Here is a 20735-nt window from a genome sequence, read left to right on the forward strand (position 1 = left end):
TCAGAAGTGGATGACGCTGCGAATGCTCTTGCCTTCGTGCATCAGGTCAAATGCCTTGTTGATGTCTTCCAGGCCCATGGTGTGGGTGATGAAGGTATCCAGCGGGATCTCGCCTTTTTCCGACATTTCCACATAGCTTGGCAGCTCGCTGCGGCCACGCACGCCACCGAAGGCCGAACCGCGCCAGACCCGGCCGGTAACCAGCTGGAACGGACGAGTGGCGATTTCCTGGCCGGCACCGGCAACGCCGATGATCACCGACTCGCCCCAGCCCTTGTGGCAGCATTCCAGCGCCGCACGCATCAGTTGCACGTTACCCACGCACTCGAAGGAGAAGTCCACACCGCCATCGGTGAGGTCGACGATCACGTCCTGGATCGGGCGGTCATAGTCTTTCGGGTTGACGCAGTCGGTGGCGCCCAGCTGCCTGGCGATTTCGAACTTGCCCGGATTGATGTCAACGGCAATGATCCGCGAAGCCTTGGCCTTGACCGCACCGATGATCGCCGACAGGCCGATGCCGCCCAGGCCGAAGATGGCCACGGTGTCGCCCGGCTTGACCTTGGCGGTATTGAGCACCGCACCGATACCGGTGGTCACGCCGCAACCGAGCAGGCAGACCTTCTCCAGCGGCGCTTCTTTCTGGATCTTGGCCACGGAGATTTCCGGCAGCACGGTGTACTCGGAAAAGGTCGAGGTACCCATGTAGTGGAACAGCTGCTGGCCCTTGTAGGAGAAACGCGTGGTGCCGTCGGGCATCAGGCCCTTGCCCTGGGTTGCGCGGATGGCCTGGCACAGGTTGGTCTTGCCGGAGCGGCAGAACTTGCACTGGCCGCACTCGGGGGTGTACAGCGGGATCACGTGATCGCCGACAGCAACCGAGGTCACACCCTCACCGATGGCTTCGACAATGGCACCGCCTTCATGGCCAAGGATCGACGGGAAGATGCCTTCCGGGTCGGCACCGGACAAGGTGTAGGCGTCGGTATGGCAGACACCGCTGGCGACCACGCGCAGCAGCACCTCGCCGGCCTTGGGCATGGCCACGTCGACTTCGACGATCTCCAGCGGTTTCTTGGCCTCGAAGGCAACGGCGGCACGGGACTTGATCATCAATCTTCTCCAGCAAAGGGTCAGTTCAGGCTTGCAGTGTAATTCATCGTTATTTGATGAATAATCCAGGCAAAGACAAAACATTATTGCTGCACAGGGATAATCAATGAGCAATCGCTGGGAAGGCATCGACGAGTTCGTTGCCGTCGCCGAGTCCGGGCAGTTCACTGCTGCCGCCGAGCGCCTGGGGGTGTCATCGTCCCACGTCAGCCGGCAGATCGCCCGCCTTGAAGAGCGCCTGCAAACCCGCCTGCTGTATCGCAGCACCCGGCGGGTGACCTTGAGCGAAGCCGGGCAGACCTTCCTGCAACACTGCCAACGCCTGCAGGATGGCCGCGAAGAAGCCTTGCGCGCCATGGGCGACCTGACCAGCGAACCCAAGGGCCTGCTGCGCATGACCTGCGCCGTGGCCTATGGCGAACGCTTTATCGTGCCGCTGGTGACGCGTTTCATGGCGCTGTATCCGCAATTGCGGGTGGACATCGAACTGAGCAACCGTCCCCTGGACCTGGTGCATGAAGGCATGGACCTGGCGATTCGCCTGGGCCGTTTGCAGGATTCGCGGCTGGTGGCGACGCGCCTGGCGCCACGGCGCATGTACCTGTGTGCGTCACCTGCCTATCTGGAACGCTACGGCCGGCCCCACAGCCTGTCGGAGCTGGCGCGGCACAATTGCCTGATCGGCAGCGCCGACATCTGGGCACTGCAACTGGACGGGCGGGAAATTGGCCAACGGGTTCAAGGCAACTGGCGCTGCAACAGTGGCCAGGCGGTGCTGGATGCGGCGTTGCAGGGAATGGGCTTATGTCAGTTGCCAGACTATTACGTACTCGAACACCTCAAAAGCGGCGCGCTGGTGTCGCTGCTTGAGGGGCATCAGCCGCCGAATACAGCGGTGTGGGCGCTGTATCCGCAGCAGCGGCATCTGTCGCCGAAGGTGCGCAAGCTGGTGGATTATCTGCGCGAGGGATTGGCGTTACTGCCTGAGTATCGAGGTGCCTGATAGATCATCGCCGGCAAGCCGGCTCCCACAATAGACCTGTGTACCCTGGACCTGTGGGAGCTGGCTTGCCAGCGATCGAGCGCACAGCGGTCATCACAGGCAATGCCGGTGCTCAACCGCGCTTGGCCCAGCGCTGGCGCAGCCACTCCAGGTCTTCGGGGCGGGTGACCTTGATGTTGTCGCTGCGCCCTTCGATCAAGCGCGGCGCCTGCCCGGCCCATTCGATAGCCGAAGACTCGTCGGTAATCGCCACATCGGCCACCAGGCTGTCGGCCAGGGCCCTATGCAAGGCACCGAGGCGAAACATCTGCGGCGTATAGGCCTGCCAGACGGTGCTGCGGTCGATAGTGGTGCTGACCCGGCCATTGGCATCCGCGCGCTTGAGCGTGTCGCGCGCCGGTACCGCCAGCAGCCCACCCACCGGATCATCGGCAAGCTCCGCCAGCAGGCGGTCGAGGTCACTGCGTGCCAGGTTCGGCCGGGCGGCGTCGTGCACCAGCACCCAGTCGGAATCCGCCGCGCCCTGGGCGTGCAGCAACAACAAGGCGTTGAGCACCGAATCGGCACGCTCCTGGCCGCCTTCGGCGCGCTGGATGCGTGGGTCGCTGGCGCAACGCAAACCGGGCCAGAAAGGATCGTCAGCGGCAACGCTGACTACCACCCCTTTGACACAGGGATGGTCAAGAAAACAGTCGAGGCTATGCTCGAGAATGGTCTGCCCGCCCAATTGCAGGTACTGCTTGGGACGGTCGGCAGCCATGCGGGCACCGACGCCCGCGGCGGGAATCACGGCCCAGAAGGCCGGCAAGGTCTGGTTCATTGGGCAAGCTGGTAGAGGGTTTCACCCTCCTTGACCATACCCAGTTCGTGGCGAGCCCGTTCTTCGACGGTTTCCATACCTTTCTTCAGCTCCAGCACTTCGGCATCAAGCACGCGGTTACGCTCCAGCAAACGCTCGTTTTCAGCGTGCTGGTCAGCGATCTGTTGCTTGAGTTCGGTGACCTGGGCCAGGCTGCCATTGCCCACCCACAGACGATACTGCAGGCCACCGAGCAGCAGGAGCAAGACGAGGAACAACCAATAAGGACTGCGCATCAGGGTATCCAGTGGAAAAGACCGCCACATCTGCAGGTCGCTGATGGCACGAAGCCTGGCCGAAGCCAGGCTTTGTGTTCAGACACCTGCAGCAAGGGCCTCTGAACGATCAGTATGACCGTTCGGCGCCGCTTTGCTGCTGTCTTTTTACCATCTCTTGCTTAGCCGCGAAACTCGGCACGGCCACGGTACACAGCCTTGCTGCCCAGTTGCTCTTCGATACGCAGCAGCTGGTTGTACTTGGAGACGCGGTCGGAACGGCACAGCGAACCGGTCTTGATCTGGCCGGCAGCGGTACCCACGGCCAGGTCGGCAATGGTCGAGTCTTCGGTTTCGCCCGAACGGTGCGAGATCACTGCGGTGTAACCAGCAGCCTTGGCCATCTGGATGGCTTCCAGGGTTTCGGTCAGCGAGCCGATCTGGTTGAACTTGATCAGGATCGAGTTGGCGATGCTCTTGTCGATGCCTTCTTTCAGGATCTTGGTGTTGGTCACGAACAGGTCGTCGCCGACCAGTTGCACCTTGTCACCGATCTTGTCGGTCAGAATCTTCCAGCCAGCCCAGTCGGACTCGTCCAGGCCGTCTTCGATCGAGATGATCGGGAAACGCTCGGTCAGGCCTTTGAGGTAGTCGGCAAAACCGGCGGCGTCGAAGGACTTGCCTTCACCGGACAGGTTGTACTTGCCGTCTTCGTAGAATTCGCTGGCCGCGCAGTCCAGGGCCAGGGTCACGTCGGTGCCCAGCTTGTAACCGGCGTTGGCGACGGCTTCGGCGATGGCCGACAGTGCGTCTTCGTTGGACGCCAGGTTAGGCGCGAAACCACCTTCGTCACCGACAGCGGTGTTCAGGCCACGGGCCTTCAGCACAGCCTTGAGGTGATGGAAAATCTCGGTGCCCATGCGCAGCGCGTCGGAGAAGGTCTTGGCGCCAACCGGCTGAACCATGAACTCCTGGATGTCGACGTTGTTGTCGGCGTGCTCGCCGCCGTTGATGATGTTCATCATCGGAACCGGCATCGAGTACTGGCCCGGGGTGCCGTTGAGGTTGGCAATGTGCGCGTACAGCGGCAGGTCCTGATCCTGGGCAGCGGCCTTGGCGGCAGCCAGGGACACGGCGAGGATGGCGTTGGCGCCCAGCTTGGCTTTGTTCTCGGTACCGTCCAGCTCGATCATGGCGCGGTCGAGGGCTTTCTGGTCAACCGGGTCCTTGCCCAGCAGCAGGTCGCGGATCGGGCCGTTGATGTTGGCAACTGCCTTCAGTACGCCCTTGCCCATGTAACGGCTCTTGTCGCCATCACGCAGCTCCAGCGCTTCGCGCGAGCCAGTGGAAGCACCGGACGGCGCGCAGGCGCTGCCGATGATGCCGTTGTCGAGCAGTACGTCCGCTTCTACGGTGGGGTTACCACGCGAATCGAGAACTTCACGACCTTTGATGTCGACGATTTTTGCCATTGTTGTAAGCACTCCAGAATTGACGAAAACAACGCAGCTGAGAAAAATCTTGCCGCTCGCCGGGCAATTTGAAACAGGCAGGCCCGGCGAAAGCAGACCCCTGACCCGAGGGTCAGAGGTTGAACGGGGGGTACTTTACCGGAGAATCGAGGATTACGCGGTTTCTACCGTCGGAAAACTCTTCACCAGGTCATCAAGTTGCTTGAGCTGGGCCAGGAAAGGCTCCAGTTTGTCCAGGCGCAGGGCGCATGGACCGTCACACTTGGCGTTGTCCGGATCCGGATGCGCCTCGAGGAACAGGCCGGCCAGGCCCTGGCTCAGGCCCGCCTTGGCCAGGTCGGTGACCTGGGCGCGGCGACCACCGGCGGAATCGGCGCGGCCACCCGGCATCTGCAGGGAATGGGTCACGTCGAAGAACACCGGGTACTCGAACTGCTTCATGACGCCGAAGCCGAGCATGTCCACCACCAGGTTGTTGTAGCCGAAGCTCGAACCACGCTCGCAGAGGATCAACTGATCGTTACCGGCTTCTTCGCACTTGGTCAGGATGTGTTTCATTTCCTGGGGTGCAAGGAACTGGGCTTTCTTGATGTTGATCACCGCGCCGGTCTTGGCCATGGCCACGACCAGGTCGGTCTGGCGCGAGAGAAAGGCCGGCAACTGGATGATGTCGCAGACCTTGGCCACCGCGGCAGCCTGCTCCGGCTCGTGCACGTCGGTGATGACCGGCACGTTGAAGGTCTTCTTGATCTCCTCGAAGATCTTCATCCCCTCTTCCAGGCCCGGGCCACGGTAGGAGTTGATCGACGAACGGTTGGCCTTGTCGAAGCTGGCCTTGAACACGTAGGGGATACCGAGCTTCTCGGTAACCCGAACATACTCTTCGCAGACCTTCATGGCCAGGTCACGGGATTCCAGCACGTTCATGCCGCCGAACAGGACGAACGGCTTGTCGTTGGCGATCTCGATGTTACCGACGCGAATGATCTTCTGGGTCATGTATCAGGCCTTGTTCTTTTGAGCCAGTGCCGCCTTGACGAAACCGCTGAACAGCGGATGGCCGTCACGCGGGGTCGAGGTGAACTCCGGGTGGAACTGGCAAGCGACGAACCATGGATGATCCTGGGACTCGACCACTTCGACCAGCGCACCGTCGCCGGAACGACCGGAGACTTTCAGGCCGGCTTCAACCAGCTGCGGCAGCAGTTTGTTGTTCACTTCGTAACGGTGACGATGACGCTCGACGATCACGTCCTTGGCGTAGCAATCATGAACCTTGGAGCCGCTTGCCAATTGGCACTCCTGGGCGCCCAGACGCATGGTGCCGCCGAGGTCCGAAGCTTCGGTACGGGTTTCGACCGCGCCGGTGGCATCTTCCCACTCGGTGATCAGGCCGACGACCGGGTGACCGCTGTTGCGATCGAACTCGGTGGAGTTGGCATCTTTCCAGCCCATGACGTTACGGGCGAACTCGATGACCGCCACTTGCATGCCCAGGCAGATACCCAGGTACGGGACTTTGTTCTCGCGAGCGTACTGCACGGCCGTGATCTTGCCTTCGACGCCACGCAGGCCGAAACCGCCTGGAACCAGAATGGCATCGGCGCCTTCGAGCAGGCTGGTGCCCTGGTTCTCGATGTCTTCGGAGTCGATGTAGCGCAGGTTGACCTTGGTACGGTTCTGGATGCCAGCATGGCTCATCGCTTCGATCAGCGACTTGTAGGCGTCCAGCAGCTCCATGTACTTGCCGACCATGGCGATGGTGACTTCGTGCTCGGGGTTGAGCTTGGCGTCGACGACCTTTTCCCACTCGGACAGGTCGGCACCGTTGCATTGCAGGCCGAAACGCTCGACGACGAAGTCATCCAGGCCCTGGGCGTGCAGCACGGCCGGGATCTTGTAGATGGTGTCGACGTCTTCCAGGGAGATCACCGCACGCTCTTCGACGTTGGTGAACAGGGCGATCTTGCGGCGCGAAGACACATCCACCGGATGGTCGGAGCGGCAGATCAGCACGTCTGGCTGCAGGCCGATGGAGCGCAGCTCCTTGACCGAGTGCTGGGTCGGCTTGGTCTTGGTCTCGCCAGCGGTGGCGATGTACGGGACCAGGGTCAGGTGCATCAGCATGGCGCGCTTGGAGCCCACTTCGACGCGCAGCTGACGGATAGCCTCGAGGAACGGTTGCGACTCGATGTCACCCACGGTACCGCCGATTTCCACCAGGGCCACGTCGGCATCGCCGGCACCCTTGATGATGCGGCGCTTGATCTCGTCGGTGATGTGCGGAATGACCTGGATGGTCGCGCCCAGGTAATCACCACGGCGCTCCTTGCGCAGCACGTGCTCGTAGATACGGCCGGTGGTGAAGTTGTTGTTCTGGGTCATGGTCGTGCGGATGAACCGCTCGTAGTGGCCCAGGTCCAGGTCGGTCTCGGCACCGTCGTGGGTGACGAACACTTCACCGTGCTGGAACGGGCTCATGGTGCCCGGGTCGACGTTGATGTACGGGTCCAGCTTGAGCATGGTGACCTTGAGCCCCCGCGCCTCCAGGATGGCCGCCAATGAAGCCGAGGCAATGCCTTTCCCCAATGAAGAAACAACACCGCCCGTGACGAATATGTAGCGCGTCATGAAAAACCCTAGAAGTCTGCGTTAAAGCGGTCAGTGCCGCCGGGGAAAGCGAAGGAAGGCCGAAGCCCCCGATCACCTGCGTCAATCACAGTGCATCTTAAAAAACTGCCGCGTCTGGTCACACCGGGGGTTGGATACCCGGTTAGGAGCTCGCTAAACATTTTTAGAATCGCCCAGCAAAAAACTGCTTGGTAATCGGCAACTGCTGTGATTTCGGGGAAGCCACAGAAGCTGTATCAAGAAGGGAGCGTAGTCTACCCGAATGTGCCTTTCATCTCAAACCTTGCTCGCTCGTCGGCGCATGCCAATGCAATTGCCAGTCACCCTGGCTCAACCCCGGCAGGTTGGCCACCGCCAGCAATTGCTCGCCACAATACAGCAACGGCAGGCGCGAACGGACGAATGACGGCAGTTGCGACTCGTTGAGCAGGCGCTTCAGATCACGTTGGCCGCGGCCGTTGATTGCCAGAGTTTCGCCGCCCTGGCGGTAGGCAATGTGCAATGGCCCCTGCGGCAACGTGCCGCTGAGGCTGACGCTGCCGTTATGGCTCAACGACAGCGGTTTGCCCGGATTCGGCCACGCCGCCTGGCCGCCTGCAGGGTTCAGCCAATCCCCCTCCAGCCACCAGATACGTGCATTGGCGCGATGCAGCTCACCGTCGGTCAGGCACCACAGTGGCCGTCCGTCGGATGCTGCATCGCGCAGGGCGTCCCAACCGGCCCAGTGGCGACTATCGGGCAAGCGTGTGCGCGGGGCCAGCCAGTACTGCAGGGCGTTGCGCTGACGGGCCGGGGATAGCTGGCGCAGCACCCCGAGGTCCAGCGAGTCCAGGCCTAGCCAGTCGAACGGTGCCGGGGTCGCAGCCTGGGCCAGATCCTCCAGCGCCAGCTCATCGAGCAGGCCCTGGGCTTCGCTCAGGTGCTGGGCGCTGCGTGCCAGGTTTTGCGCCGCTTGCGGCCAGCGCTGCAAGAGCGCCGGGAACACCTGGTGACGCAGGTAGTTGCGGGAGAACTGCGTGTCGTGGTTGGACGGGTCTTCGATCCAGGTCAGGTGCTGTTCCTGGGCGTAGCACTGCAGCTCGTTGCGCGAAACGCCCAGCAACGGCCGCACCAACATGCCCTGCCCTAGCGGCCGCCGCTCGGGCATCGCGCTCAGGCCACGCAGCCCGGCACCGCGCAACAGGCGAAACAGCAGGGTTTCAGCCTGGTCTTCGCGGTGCTGGCCGGTCAGGAGGATTTCGCCGGGACACAAGGCAGTGCTGAAAGCGGCGTAGCGCGCATCACGGGCGCCCTGTTCGATGCTGGCGCGGGGGGCGACCTGCACACGGATGACCTGCAGTTCGACACCCAGATCGTCGCACAGGCGCTGGCAATGATCCGGCCAGGCATCAGCCGCAGCTTGCAAGCCGTGGTGGATGTGAATGGCGCGCAGTGGAGGCAAGGTTTGCTGGCGGGACAGGGTTGCCAGCAGGTGCAGGAGGACGGTGGAGTCCAGGCCGCCGGAGAGGGCGATGCACCAGGAGGGGGCGGTGAGCCAGGGGGACAGCCTTGAGTAGAGATCGAGCATCGGGTAGACCTCTTTTACGAGTGCTGCGCACTCGTTCGCTGGCAAAGCCCGCTCCCACAGGTCAGGCAGTGAATCCAATTCCTGTGGGAGCGGGCTTGACCCGCGATTGTCAGATCAGAGCCCGTAGCTCATCAGACGGTCATAACGGCGCTTGAGCAGCGCGTCGTTGTCGAACTTCTTGAGCATGTCCAGTTGCTCGATCAGCTCGCCGCGAACGCTGGCGGACATCTTCGCCGGATCACGGTGCGCGCCGCCCAGAGGCTCGGCGATGACCTTGTCGACGATACCCAGGCCTTTCAGGCGCTCGGCAGTGATACCCATGGCTTCGGCAGCGTCCGAGGCCTTTTCGGCGGTCTTCCACAGGATCGAGGCGCAACCTTCCGGCGAGATCACCGAGTAGGTCGAGTACTGCAGCATGTTCAGCTGGTCGCAGACACCGATGGCCAGTGCACCGCCGGAACCACCTTCACCAATTACGGTGGCGATGATCGGGGTTTTCAGGCGGGCCATGACCCGCAGGTTCCAGGCAATGGCTTCGCTCTGGTTGCGCTCTTCGGCGTCGATGCCTGGGTAGGCACCCGGGGTGTCGATGAAGGTCAGGATCGGCATCTTGAACCGCTCGGCCATTTCCATCAGGCGGCACGCCTTGCGGTAGCCTTCAGGGCGCGGCATGCCGAAGTTGCGGCGAACCTTCTCGCGCACTTCGCGGCCTTTCTGGTGGCCGATGACCATCACCGGCTTGTCGTCCAGGCGGGCGATACCACCCACGATCGCGGCGTCATCGGAGAAGTGACGGTCACCGTGCAGCTCGTCGAACTCGGTGAAGATGTGCTCGATGTAGTCCAGGGTGTACGGACGGCGCGGGTGACGGGCCAGGCGGGCGATCTGCCAACTGGTCAGGTTGCCGAAAATGCTTTCGGTCAGGGTGCTGCTCTTGTCTTGCAGACGGGCGATCTCATCGCCGATGTTCAGCGAGTTGTCATTGCCAACCAGGCGCAGCTCTTCGATCTTGGCTTGCAGGTCAGCAATCGGCTGTTCGAAATCCAGAAAATTCGGGTTCATAGGCATCCGTCTTGGGTCTACGGCCAGGCGGCCGGCCGGTTGATCCGTTTGGCGCCCTACCTTAAGGGATCGGGCGCATTCAGGTCGAGATTAAAAATTCATCGATATTGCAAAAAGACGTTCTCACGTCCGAACTGGTCACGCAGGGCCTGAATCAGGCCATCGGCAGGGTCGATACGCCAGCTTTCGCCGAACTGCAGCATGGCCTTGGCATCGCTGCCGGTGTATTCCATGGTGATCGGGCAGGCGCCGCGATGACGCTTGAACAGCTCACCCAGCCAGTTCAGGCGGTCGCCCTTGAGGGCATCGGTGTGCACCTTCAGGCGCAGGCTTTCGGCCAGGTTGGTGCGGGCATCTTCCATGCTCATCACCCGCTTGACCCGCAGGCGCAGGCCGCCGGAGAAATCATCGTTGCTGACCTCGCCTTCAACCACCACCATAGCATCGGTCTGCAGCAGCGCCTGGTTGGCCATGAAGGCGTCGGCAAACAGCGAAGCCTCGATCCGCCCGGAGCGGTCGTCGAGGGTGACAAAACCCATCTTGTCGCCCTTCTTGTTCTTCATGACGCGCAGGGCAATGATCATCCCGGCGACAGTCTGGGTGTCGCGTGCAGGTTTCAGGTCGATGATGCGCTGGCGGGCAAAGCGGCGGATCTCGCCTTCGTACTCGTCGATCGGGTGACCGGTCAGGTACAGGCCCAGGGTGTCTTTTTCACCACGCAGGCGCTCCTTGAGGGTCAGCTCGCGGGCCTTGCGGTGGTTGGCGTAGACGTCGGCATCCTCTTCGACGAACAGCCCGCCAAACAGGTCGGCGTGACCACTGTCGGCAGTACGTGCGGTCTGCTCGGCCGCCTTGATCGCCTCTTCCATCGCGGACAGCAGCACTGCGCGGTTGCGGTCGATGTTGGCCTGGTAGGCCTTGAGTTCATCGTGGAAGTACGGCCCCAGGCGGTCCAGCGCGCCACTGCGGATCAGCGCGTCGAGGGTGCGCTTGTTGATGCGCTTGAGGTCGACCCGCTCGCAGAAGTCGAACAGGTCCTTGAACGGCCCCGTCGCGCGGGCTTCGACGATGGCCTCGACTGGCCCCTCGCCCACGCCCTTGATCGCGCCCAGGCCATAGACGATGCGGCCGTCGTCATTGACGGTGAACTTGAAGTCGGAGGTGTTCACATCCGGCGCATCGAGGCGCAGCTTCATGCTGCGCACTTCCTCGATCAAGGTCACGACCTTGTCGGTGTTGTGCATATCCGCCGACAGCACCGCGGCCATGAACGGCGCCGGGTGGTGGGTCTTGAGCCAGGCGGTCTGGTAGGAGACCAGGCCATAGGCGGCGGAGTGGGATTTGTTGAAGCCGTAACCGGCGAATTTCTCTACCAGGTCAAAAATGTTACCGGCGAGGTCCGGATCGATGTTGTTGCTGGCACAACCTTCGATGAAACCGCCGCGCTGCTTGGCCATTTCCTCGGGTTTTTTCTTACCCATGGCCCGGCGCAGCATGTCCGCACCGCCGAGGGTGTAACCGGCCATCACCTGGGCGATCTGCATCACCTGTTCCTGGTACAGGATGATGCCGTAGGTCGGGGCCAGAACGGGCTTGAGGCCTTCGTACTGGTAGTCCGAATGCGGGTAAGCCAGTTCGGCACGACCGTGTTTACGGTTGATGAAGTCGTCAACCATGCCCGATTGCAGCGGGCCGGGACGGAACAACGCCACCAGTGCGATCAGGTCTTCGAGGCAGTCGGGCTTGAGCTTCTTGATCAGCTCCTTCATGCCCCGCGATTCAAGCTGGAACACCGCCGTGGTTTCAGCTTTTTGCAGCAGGTCGTAGGTCTTTTTGTCATCCAGCGGGATGAAGTCGATGTTCAGGTCATCCAGGCCTTTCTTGGCCTGTTCGCGGTTGATGGTTTCCATCGCCCACTTGATGATGGTCAGGGTCCGCAGGCCCAGGAAGTCGAACTTCACCAGGCCGGCGGCCTCGACGTCATCCTTGTCGAACTGGGTGACCAGGCCGCCGCCCTCTTCATCACAGGCGATCGGCGAGAAGTCGGTGAGCTTGGTCGGCGCGATAACCACACCACCGGCGTGCTTACCGGTACCCCGGCAGACGCCCTCGAGCTTGAGGGCCATGTCCCAGATTTCCTTGGCGTCTTCGTCGCTCTTGAGGAAATCGCGCAGGATCTCTTCCTGCTCGTAGGCTTTTTCCAGGGTCATGCCGACTTCGAAGGGGATCATCTTCGACAGGCGGTCAGCCAGGCCGTAGGACTTGCCCTGCACCCGCGCCACGTCACGCACCACCGCCTTGGCGGCCATGGTGCCGAAGGTGATGATCTGGCTCACGGCGTTGCGCCCGTAGGCGTCGGCCACGTATTCGATTACCCGGTCGCGACCGTCCATGCAGAAGTCGACGTCGAAGTCGGGCATCGATACCCGTTCCGGATTGAGGAAACGTTCGAACAGCAGGTCATAAGCCAGTGGGTCGAGGTCGGTAATCTTCAGCACGTAGGCGACCAGCGAGCCGGCACCCGAACCCCGGCCCGGGCCGACCGGCACGCCGTTGTTCTTGGCCCACTTGATGAAGTCCATAACGATCAGGAAGTAACCGGGGAAGCCCATCTGGATGATGATATCCAGCTCGAACTTCAAGCGGTCGAGGTAGACCTGGCGCTTCTCTTCGTAATTCGGCGTGGTTTCTTTCGGCCACAGTACCGCCAGACGTTCTTCCAGGCCTTCGTGGGAAACGTGGCGCAGGTAGTCGTCGATACCCATGCCGTTGGGCGTCGGAAAGTCGGGCAGGAAGTGCTTGCCCAACTGCACCTGGATGTTGCAGCGCTTGGCGATCTCGACGGTGTTGGCAATCGCCTCGGGCAGGTCGCTGAACAGCTCGGCCATTTCCTCCGGGCTTTTCAGGTACTGCTGGTCGCTGTAGTTACGCGAACGGCGCGGATCGTCCAGGGCCCGGCCTTCACCGATGCACACTCGGGTTTCGTGGGCGTCGTAGTCGGACTGCTTGATAAAGCGTACATCGTTGGTCGCCACCAACGGCGCGCCCAGCTTGTCGGCCAGGGCCACGGCGGCGTGCAGGTATTCTTCGTCACCGGCGCGGTTGGTGCGCTGCACCTCGACGTAGAAGCGCTCCGGGAACATCTGCAGCCAGTCGCGCAGCAGCGCTTCGGCTTCATCCGGGTTGCCATTGAGCAACGCCATGCCGATGTCGCCTTCCTTTGCCGCGGACAGGGCAATCAGCCCCTCGCTGGCCTCAACGATCCACTGGCGCTCGATGATCACCAGACCATTGCGCTGGCCATCGACCCAGCCGCGGGAAATCAACTCGGTAAGGTTGCGGTAGCCCTTGGCGTCCATGGCCAACAGGCAGATGCGCGACAGCGGTGCATCCGGGTCGCTGTTGGCCAGCCACAGGTCGGCACCGCAGATCGGCTTGATACCGGCGCCCATGGCGTTCTTGTAGAACTTGACCAGCGAGCACATGTTGCTCTGGTCGGTAACCGCGACCGCCGGCATGTTCATCGCCGCCAATGCCTTGGCCAGCGGCTTGATCCGCACCAGGCCATCGACCAGCGAGTATTCGGTGTGCAGGCGAAGATGAACGAAAGAAGCCGACATGATGATCCTATAGCAGCACAAAACAACAAGGCCCGGATTGTACCGGGCCTTGATCAAAACAACAGCCAGTGCGGGGCGATCCTGACTACTGACGCCCGTCGCGTCCGGTCAGACCTCGGCAAACCCGCCGTTGATGGCATCGCGGGCTTCGAAAGCGGCACGCACCGGTGCGAACGAGCGCCGGTGAATCGGCGTCGGCCCCAGGCGCGCCAGGGCTTCGAGGTGCACCGGGGTCGGGTAGCCCTTGTGCCCGCCGATGCCGTAGCCGGGGTAGATCAGCTCGAACGCCGCCATCTCGCGGTCACGGGTGACCTTGGCCAGGATCGACGCCGCCGCAATGGCCGGCACCTGGCTATCGCCCTTGACCACCGGTGCCGCCGGCACCGACAGCTGCGGGCAGCGGTTACCGTCGATCAGCGCCAGTTTCGGCGTGACGCTCAGGCCTTCGACTGCACGCTGCATGGCCAGCATGGTGGCGTGGAGGATATTGAGCTGGTCGATTTCCTCGACCTCGGCGCGGGCGATGTAGAAGCTCAGGGCTTTTTCACAGATTTCGTCAAAGAGCTTTTCACGCTTGGCTTCGGTGAGCTTTTTCGAGTCGTTGAGCCCCAGAATCGGCCGCTGTGGGTCGAGAATCACCGCAGCGGTCACCACCGCGCCGCACAGCGGGCCACGGCCCACTTCGTCGACACCGGCGACCAGGTCCTCGACCAGGTTGAAGTCCAATCCCATTTGCATCTATCGGTTTTCCAGCAGGGCCAGCACCGCGTCAGCTGCCTGGTTCGAGGCATCGCGGCGCAAGGTACGGTGAATCTGGTCAAAGCCTTCGGTCTGCTGCACACCGCCATGCACCAGCGGCGCCAGGGTCTGGGCCAGCGCTTCGGCGCTGGCCGCTTCCTGCAGCAACTCGGGCACCAGCATGCGCTGGGCCAGCAGGTTGGGCAGCGACACGTACGGGCTTTTTACCAGGCGTTTCAAAATCCAGTAGGTCAGCGGGGCCAAACGATAGGCCACGACCATTGGCCGCTTGAACAGCAAGGCTTCAAGGGTCGCAGTACCGGAAGCGATCAGCACCGCATCGCAGGCGGCCAGGGCCTGGTGCGAGCGACCGTCAAGCAGGGTCACCGGCAAGTCGCGGCCCTGGAGCATCTGCTCAAGCTGGGCACGGCGTTCGGCATTGGCGCACGGGGAAACGAAACGCACCCCCGGCACCAGCTCGCACAGGCGCTGGGCGGTATCGAGGAACAGCGCACCCAGGCGACCAACTTCGCCGCCACGGCTGCCCGGCATCAACGCCACCAGCGGCCCCTCAGCCAGGCCCAGCTGTTCGCGCGCAGCGGCACGGTCAGCGTCCAGCGGAATGCTGTCGGCCAGCGGATGGCCGACAAAGCGTACCGGCACACCCTTCTCTTCATAGAATTTGGCTTCGAACGGAAACAGCGTGAGCATCAGGTCGCAGCCTTCGCGAATCTTCAGCACGCGCTTCTGCCGCCAGGCCCAGACCGAAGGGCTGACGTAATGCACGGTCTTGATCCCGGCCTTGCGCAGGTTCAGTTCGATATTGAGCGTGAAATCCGGGGCATCGATACCGATAAAGACGTCCGGACGCTCGGCGATCAGGGTCTGGATCAGTTCCTTGCGACGCTTGAGCAGCTCGCGCAGGCGCCCTAGCACCTCGACCAGCCCCATCACCGCCAGGCGCTCCATGGGGAAGTACGAGCTCAGGCCTTCAGCCTGCATCAACGGCCCACCCACACCAATGAAGCGTACTTGCGGATGACGCGCCCTGAGCGCGCGCATCAGCCCGGCGCCGAGAATATCGCCGCTGGCCTCACCGGCCACCAGCGCTACACAAAGCTCGGCCATATCAGCGGGTGATGCCGCGAGTGGAGTTCTGGATCGACTTGAGGAACACGTCGACTTCAGGGAACTGGGTAGCCGGCTCGACAAGCTCGGCAATCGCCTGCTCGACGGTCAGGCCCTGGCGATAGACCACCTTGTAGGCCCGGCGCAGGGCGTGAATGGCGTCTTCGCTGAACCCGCGACGGCGCATGCCCTCGAAGTTCATGCTGCGCGCTTCAGCCGGGTTGCCGAACACGGTGACGTAGGCCGGTACATCCTTGCCGATCGCCGTGCCCATGCCGGAAAAGCTGTGGGCGCCGATATGGCAGAACTGATGCACCAGGGTGAACCCGGAGAGGATCGCCCAATCGTCGACATGCACATGGCCAGCCAATGCAGTGTTGTTGACCAGGATGCAATGGTTGCCAATGACGCTGTCGTGACCGATATGGGCATAGGCCATGATCAGGTTGTGATCACCCAGGGTGGTTTCCGAGCGGTCCTGCACGGTGCCACGGTGGATGGTCACGCCTTCGCGGATCACGTTGTGATCGCCAATCACCAGGCGTGTGGCTTCACCCTTGTACTTGAGGTCAGGGGTGTCTTCGCCTACCGAGGAAAACTGGTAGATGCGGTTGTGCCGACCGATGCGGGTCGGCCCTTTGAGAATCACGTGTGGACCGATGACGGTCCCCTCGCCGATCTCGACTCCGGCACCGATGATCGACCAAGGGCCTACCTCGACTCCGTCGGCGAGCTTCGCCGATGGATCGATGATTGCCCGAGGGTCAATCAAACTCATAGTTTGCGTTCCGCGCAGATGATCTCGGCCGAGCATACCGGCTTGCCGTCGACCGACGCCTGGCACTCGAACTTCCAGATCTGGCGCTTGCAGCTGATGAACTTGGCTTCGAGGATCAGCTGGTCACCCGGCAGCACCGGCTGGCGGAAGCGCAGCTTGTCGGAACCGACGAAGTAGTACAGGGTACCGTCCGCAGGTTTGACGTCGAGCATCTTGAAGCCGAGGATGCCGGCCGCCTGGGCCATGGCCTCGATGATCAGCACGCCCGGCATGATCGGATGCGCCGGGAAGTGACCATTGAAGAAAGGTTCGTTGATGCTGACATTCTTGTAGGCACGAATGCGCTGGGCCTCGACGTCCAGTTCCACCACCCGGTCCACCAGCAGGAACGGGTAACGGTGAGGCAGGTATTCGCGAATCTCGTTGATGTCCATCATTTCGGGGGGAAGCCTGTAGTAAAGATAGGGAGCGCCGGTTTTCACACGGCGCTCCTTTAGCAAATCAAAGAGTCAGTCTAGGGCTGTTCACTCTTGATCAGGAAATGGTATCAGCCTTCTGATGAAGCTTTATCGCCGGAGGTCACGGCGGCGAGACGCTTTTCCAGCTGTTGAAGGCGTTTTGACATCTCGTCCAGCTGGCGAATTCGTGCGGCGCTCTTGCGCCACTCGGCCAGCGGCTGCATCGCCGTACCGGAAGAATAGGCGCCTGGCTCGGTAATCGAGCGCGTCACCATGGTCATCCCGGATACGAAAACGTTGTCGCAGACATCGATGTGTCCAACCATGCCGACACCGCCGGCAATGGTGCAGTGCTTGCCAATCTTGGTGCTGCCGGAAATTCCGACACACGCCGCCATCGCCGTATGATCGCCGATCTGCACGTTGTGGGCGATCTGGATCTGGTTGTCGAGCTTGACCCCGTCACCGATGCGGGTATCGGCCAGAGCGCCGCGGTCGACCGCGGTGTTGACGCCGATCTCGACATCGTCACCGATGCTCACACCACCGATCTGGGCGATTTTCTGCCAGACGCCTTTCTCGTTGGCAAAGCCGAAGCCTTCGCCACCGATCACCGCGCCCGACTGAATGACCACACGCTTGCCGATACGCACGTCGTGGTACAGGGTCACCCGCGGGGCCAGCCAGCCGCCCTCGCCGATCACGCAACGCGCGCCGACGAAACACTGGGCACCGATGGTCACGCCCGGGCCGATCTGCGCACCGCTCTCGATCACTGCACAGGCACCCACACTGGCGCTGGCATCGACCTGGGCATCGGCGGCAACCACGGCGCTGGGATGAATTCCCGCTACAGCCCTGGGCTTTGGATCGAACAGGTGGGAGATGCGCGCGTAGGCGAGGTACGGATCGGGAACGATCAGGGCGTTACCGGCAAAACCCTCGGCGTCGGCCGGCTTGAGCAGGATCGCTGCCGCGTGGGTTTCAACCAGGTACTTGCGGTACTGCGGGTTGGCGAGAAAGCTCAACTGCCCCGGCCCGGCTTCCTGAAGGGTCGCCAGGCCAGTGATTTCCAGCTCCTCGGGGCCACTCAGGGTGGCGCCGAGGAACTCGGCCAGCTGACCGAGTTTCATGGTCACGGTCATGATCAACGGGACTGATTCATGCGCTCGATAACCTGGCGGGTGATGTCGTACTGAGGTTTGACATCAATGACCGCGCCACGCTCGAGAACCAGGTCGAAACCGCCTTTCTTGATCACTTCTTCAACCGCGCCATCCAGCTTCGGCTTCAGTTGTTTCAGCATTTCGCGATCAGCCACGGCCTTGGACTCGTTCAGCTCCTTGGACTGGAACTGGAAGTCACGGGCTTTCTGCTTGTATTCAAGCTCCAGGCGCTCGCGCTCAGGCTGGGCCATCTTGTCGCCACCGGCACGGATCCGGTCGGCAATGCCCTTGGCGCTGCTTTCCAGGTTCTTCAGCTTGGTCAGCTGCGGGCCGAATTTCTTCTCGGCATCGACTGCGTACTTCTTCGCCGCGTCCGACTCGAGCAGAGCCATTTGATAGTTCAGCACGGCAACTTTCATTTCGGCGAAAGCCGGGGTTGCGATCAGGGTCGCAGCCAGTACTGCCAGTTGAGTCAACTTACGCACGATGCACTCCTACAGAATCCGTTGTCGTTAGCAAGGGGCAGACCTTAGAAGGTCTGACCCAGAGAGAATTGGAACACCTGGGTATCGGCTTCGTCCGGCTTCTTCACCGGCATTGCCAGGCTGAAGCTCAACGGACCGAGCGCGGTAATCCAGGTCACGCCCAGGCCGACGGAGCTGGCCAGACCCGACAGGCCGACCTTCTCGCAGTTCGGCTTGGAACCGCAGTTGGTGTCGAAAACGTTACCCACGTCCCAGAAGACCGAGGTGCGCAGCGAGCGTTGGTCCTTGACGAACGGCAGCGGGAACAGCAGCTCCACACCACCCTGGACGAGGACGTTACCACCGAACGGCAGCGGATCCTGGTCCGGGTCTTCAATGGTACCGGGCTTGTTGCCCTTGCTCGGGGTACTGCGTGGGCCCAGGCTGCTGTCCTTGAAGCCACGTACCGAGTTGAAACCGCCGGCATAGTAGTTCTCGTAGAACGGCAGACCGGAGGTCGAACCGAAGCCATCACCATAGCCCAGCTCGGTGTGCAGGCGCAGGGTGTAGTCGTTGGTGATCGGCTTGAACAGCTGGCCACGGTAATCCAGTTTGAAGAACGACAGGTCGCTACCCGGAGTGGTCGCTTCCAGCACCAGGCTTTGCGAGTGACCACGGGTGGCCAGCACGCCCTTGTTCAGGGTCGACTCGGACCAGCCGGCCGAGGCCTTGAAGTTCAGGTACTTGTCGCCTTCCTTGTCGACGAAGTCAAAGATCTCGTCAACGGTGTACTTGCCGGTCTTGATCTCGTCCTGCTGTACGGTCAGGCCGAAGGTCAGGCGCGAGGTCTCGCTGATCGGGTAGCCAACACTGACACCGGCACCCAGGCTGTCAACCGCATAGCTGGCCACGTCGACGTCGAGGTCATCGTAGTCGGTGGTGCGATAGAAAGCGTTGTAGCCCAGGCTGACGCCATCGGCGGTCCAGTAGGGGTCAACGAAGCCGAAGTTGTAGCGGCTCTGGTATTCACTGCGGGTCAGACCGATGGAAACCTTGTTACCGGTACCGAGGAAGTTGGTCTGGCTGATCGAACCACCGAGGATCAGGCCGGCGCTCTGGGCGAAACCGACGCTGGCGGTGATCGAACCGGAAGCTTGTTCTTCAACACTGTAGTTGACGTCGACCTGGTCGTCGGTGCCCGGTACGGCCGGGGTCTCGACGTTGACTTCCTTGAAGAAGCCCAGGCGCTCCAGACGGGTCTTGGACTGGTCGATCAGGTAGGTCGAAGCCCAGCCGCCTTCCATCTGGCGCATTTCACGACGCAGCACTTCGTCTTCGGACTTGGTGTTGCCGCGGAAGTTGATACGGTTGACGTAGGCACGCTTGCCCGGGTCGACCACGAACATGATATCGACAGTGTGGTCATCGTCGTGCGGCTGTGGCACACCGTTGACGTTGGCGAAGGTATAGCCTTCGTTACCCAGACGGCGGGTGATCAGCTCGGAGGTGGTGGTCATCACCTTGCGCGAGAACACCTGGCCTGGTTGGACCAGCAGCAGCGACTTGATCTGGTCTTCCGGCACCTTGAGGTCACCGGAGAGCTTGACGTCACGTACCGTGTACTTCTCGCCTTCGTTGACGTTGACGGTGATGTAGACGTGCTTCTTGTCCGGGGTGATCGACACCTGGGTGGAAGCGATGTCCATGTTGATGTAGCCGCGGTCCAGGTAGTAGGAACGCAGACGCTCCAGGTCACCGGAGAGTTTTTCGCGGGCGTACTTGTCATCGTTCTTGAAGAACGACAGCCAGTTGGTGGTCTTGAGCTCGAACAGGCCGATCAGGTCTTCATCGGGGAAGACGGTGTTGCCGACCACGTTGATGTGCTGGATCGCAGCGACAGTGCCTTCGTTGATCTTGATCTTCAGGCCCACGCGGTTACGCGGTTGCGGCACCACCTCGGTGTCGACCTCGGCCGAGTAGCGGCCCTGGGCAACGTACTGGCGTTGCAGTTCGTTGCGCACACCTTCAAGGGTGGCACGCTGGAAGATCTCGCCTTCGGACAGACCGGACTGCTTCAGACCTTTCATCAGGTCTTCGGTGCTGATCGCCTTGTTGCCTTCGATCTCGATGCTCGACACCGAAGGACGTTCGACCACGGTAATGATCAGGACGTTGCCGTCCCGGCTCAGTTGGATGTCCTGGAAGAAACCGGTCTTGAACAGGGACCGGGTCGATTCCACCAGGCGCCGGTCATCGGCCTCATCGCCGACGTTCAATGGCAAGGCACCAAAAACGCTGCCCGCGGAAACCCGCTGCAGACCATTGACACGAATATCGGAGATGGTGAAGGACTCGGCGTGAACTTCAGCGATCATCAGTACGGCGAGAACCGCAGTTAGCAGCAGACGTTTCATGAAGTCCTTTCTTATTCCAACTGGCAATAAACGACCCACCGCGGGAC

The 20735-nt window shown here is 61.7% G+C and carries 17 protein-coding genes; 1 reads left to right on the forward strand and 16 read right to left on the reverse strand.

Going from position 1 to position 20735, the window contains the following annotated elements:
• Nucleotides 1-1113 carry an S-(hydroxymethyl)glutathione dehydrogenase/class III alcohol dehydrogenase gene (locus tag ABM562_RS11445; RefSeq protein WP_233673338.1) on the reverse strand — a complete coding sequence of 371 codons (1113 nt, stop codon included), beginning with the start codon at nucleotides 1111-1113 and terminating at the stop codon, nucleotides 1-3.
• 106 nt (nucleotides 1114-1219) lie between these two features.
• Between ABM562_RS11445 and ABM562_RS11450 the strand changes: the two genes are divergently transcribed.
• Nucleotides 1220-2116 carry a LysR substrate-binding domain-containing protein gene (locus ABM562_RS11450; RefSeq protein WP_460422019.1) on the forward strand — a complete coding sequence of 299 codons (897 nt, stop codon included), beginning with the start codon at nucleotides 1220-1222 and terminating at the stop codon, nucleotides 2114-2116.
• A 112-nt stretch (nucleotides 2117-2228) separates the two neighbouring features.
• On the opposite strand, the gene ispD is transcribed toward ABM562_RS11450, so the two are convergent.
• The 15 genes from ispD to bamA form a co-directional block, all read right to left on the reverse strand.
• The gene (gene ispD, locus ABM562_RS11455) at nucleotides 2229-2936 is read right to left on the reverse strand and encodes a 2-C-methyl-D-erythritol 4-phosphate cytidylyltransferase (RefSeq protein WP_115088369.1); all 708 of its coding nucleotides are present in this window, start codon (nucleotides 2934-2936) and stop codon (nucleotides 2229-2231) included.
• The gene (ftsB, locus tag ABM562_RS11460; RefSeq protein ID WP_038996723.1) at nucleotides 2933-3211 is read right to left on the reverse strand and encodes a cell division protein FtsB; all 279 of its coding nucleotides are present in this window, start codon (nucleotides 3209-3211) and stop codon (nucleotides 2933-2935) included. The genes ispD and ftsB overlap by 4 nt, the downstream gene beginning before the upstream one ends.
• A 161-nt stretch (nucleotides 3212-3372) precedes the next feature.
• Nucleotides 3373-4662, reverse strand: coding sequence for a phosphopyruvate hydratase (gene eno / locus ABM562_RS11465; RefSeq protein WP_115088370.1), 1290 nt, complete (start codon nucleotides 4660-4662; stop codon nucleotides 3373-3375).
• A 153-nt stretch (nucleotides 4663-4815) separates the two neighbouring features.
• Nucleotides 4816-5661, reverse strand: coding sequence for a 3-deoxy-8-phosphooctulonate synthase (gene kdsA / locus ABM562_RS11470; protein WP_115088371.1), 846 nt, complete (start codon nucleotides 5659-5661; stop codon nucleotides 4816-4818).
• 3 nt (nucleotides 5662-5664) lie between these two features.
• On the reverse strand, nucleotides 5665-7293 hold the full coding sequence (locus ABM562_RS11475) for a CTP synthase (protein ID WP_115088372.1): 1629 nt from the start codon (nucleotides 7291-7293) through the stop codon (nucleotides 5665-5667).
• Nucleotides 7294-7564: 271 nt separating this feature from the next.
• Entirely contained in the window at nucleotides 7565-8860 is a 1296-nt protein-coding gene (tilS, locus tag ABM562_RS11480) for a tRNA lysidine(34) synthetase TilS (protein ID WP_115088373.1), read from the reverse strand.
• Nucleotides 8861-8974: 114 nt separating this feature from the next.
• Nucleotides 8975-9922, reverse strand: coding sequence for an acetyl-CoA carboxylase carboxyltransferase subunit alpha (locus ABM562_RS11485; protein ID WP_134064008.1), 948 nt, complete (start codon nucleotides 9920-9922; stop codon nucleotides 8975-8977).
• A gap of 98 nt (nucleotides 9923-10020) precedes the next feature.
• Nucleotides 10021-13542, reverse strand: a complete 3522-nt coding sequence (dnaE, locus tag ABM562_RS11490) for a DNA polymerase III subunit alpha (protein ID WP_115088375.1) — start codon at nucleotides 13540-13542, stop codon at nucleotides 10021-10023.
• Between the two features lie 108 nt (nucleotides 13543-13650).
• Nucleotides 13651-14280, reverse strand: a complete 630-nt coding sequence (gene rnhB, locus ABM562_RS11495) for a ribonuclease HII (RefSeq protein ID WP_460422021.1) — start codon at nucleotides 14278-14280, stop codon at nucleotides 13651-13653.
• Nucleotides 14281-15408 carry a lipid-A-disaccharide synthase gene (gene lpxB / locus ABM562_RS11500; protein WP_115088377.1) on the reverse strand — a complete coding sequence of 376 codons (1128 nt, stop codon included), beginning with the start codon at nucleotides 15406-15408 and terminating at the stop codon, nucleotides 14281-14283.
• Between the two features lies 1 nt (nucleotide 15409).
• On the reverse strand, nucleotides 15410-16186 hold the full coding sequence (gene lpxA, locus ABM562_RS11505; RefSeq protein ID WP_115088378.1) for an acyl-ACP--UDP-N-acetylglucosamine O-acyltransferase: 777 nt from the start codon (nucleotides 16184-16186) through the stop codon (nucleotides 15410-15412).
• Complete coding sequence (gene fabZ, locus ABM562_RS11510) at nucleotides 16183-16623, reverse strand: 3-hydroxyacyl-ACP dehydratase FabZ (RefSeq protein WP_010224833.1); 441 nt, start codon at nucleotides 16621-16623, stop codon at nucleotides 16183-16185. The genes lpxA and fabZ overlap by 4 nt, the downstream gene beginning before the upstream one ends.
• A gap of 110 nt (nucleotides 16624-16733) precedes the next feature.
• The gene (gene lpxD / locus ABM562_RS11515) at nucleotides 16734-17789 is read right to left on the reverse strand and encodes a UDP-3-O-(3-hydroxymyristoyl)glucosamine N-acyltransferase (protein ID WP_115088379.1); all 1056 of its coding nucleotides are present in this window, start codon (nucleotides 17787-17789) and stop codon (nucleotides 16734-16736) included.
• A gap of 2 nt (nucleotides 17790-17791) precedes the next feature.
• On the reverse strand, nucleotides 17792-18295 hold the full coding sequence (locus ABM562_RS11520; protein ID WP_038996736.1) for an OmpH/Skp family outer membrane protein: 504 nt from the start codon (nucleotides 18293-18295) through the stop codon (nucleotides 17792-17794).
• A gap of 44 nt (nucleotides 18296-18339) precedes the next feature.
• Nucleotides 18340-20688 (reverse strand): outer membrane protein assembly factor BamA, encoded by a 2349-nt coding sequence (gene bamA / locus ABM562_RS11525; RefSeq protein WP_115088380.1) that lies wholly within the window; start codon nucleotides 20686-20688, stop codon nucleotides 18340-18342.
• Nucleotides 20689-20735: the final 47 nt, after the last annotated feature.

This window comes from Pseudomonas sp. ZL2, from assembly GCF_054788455.1.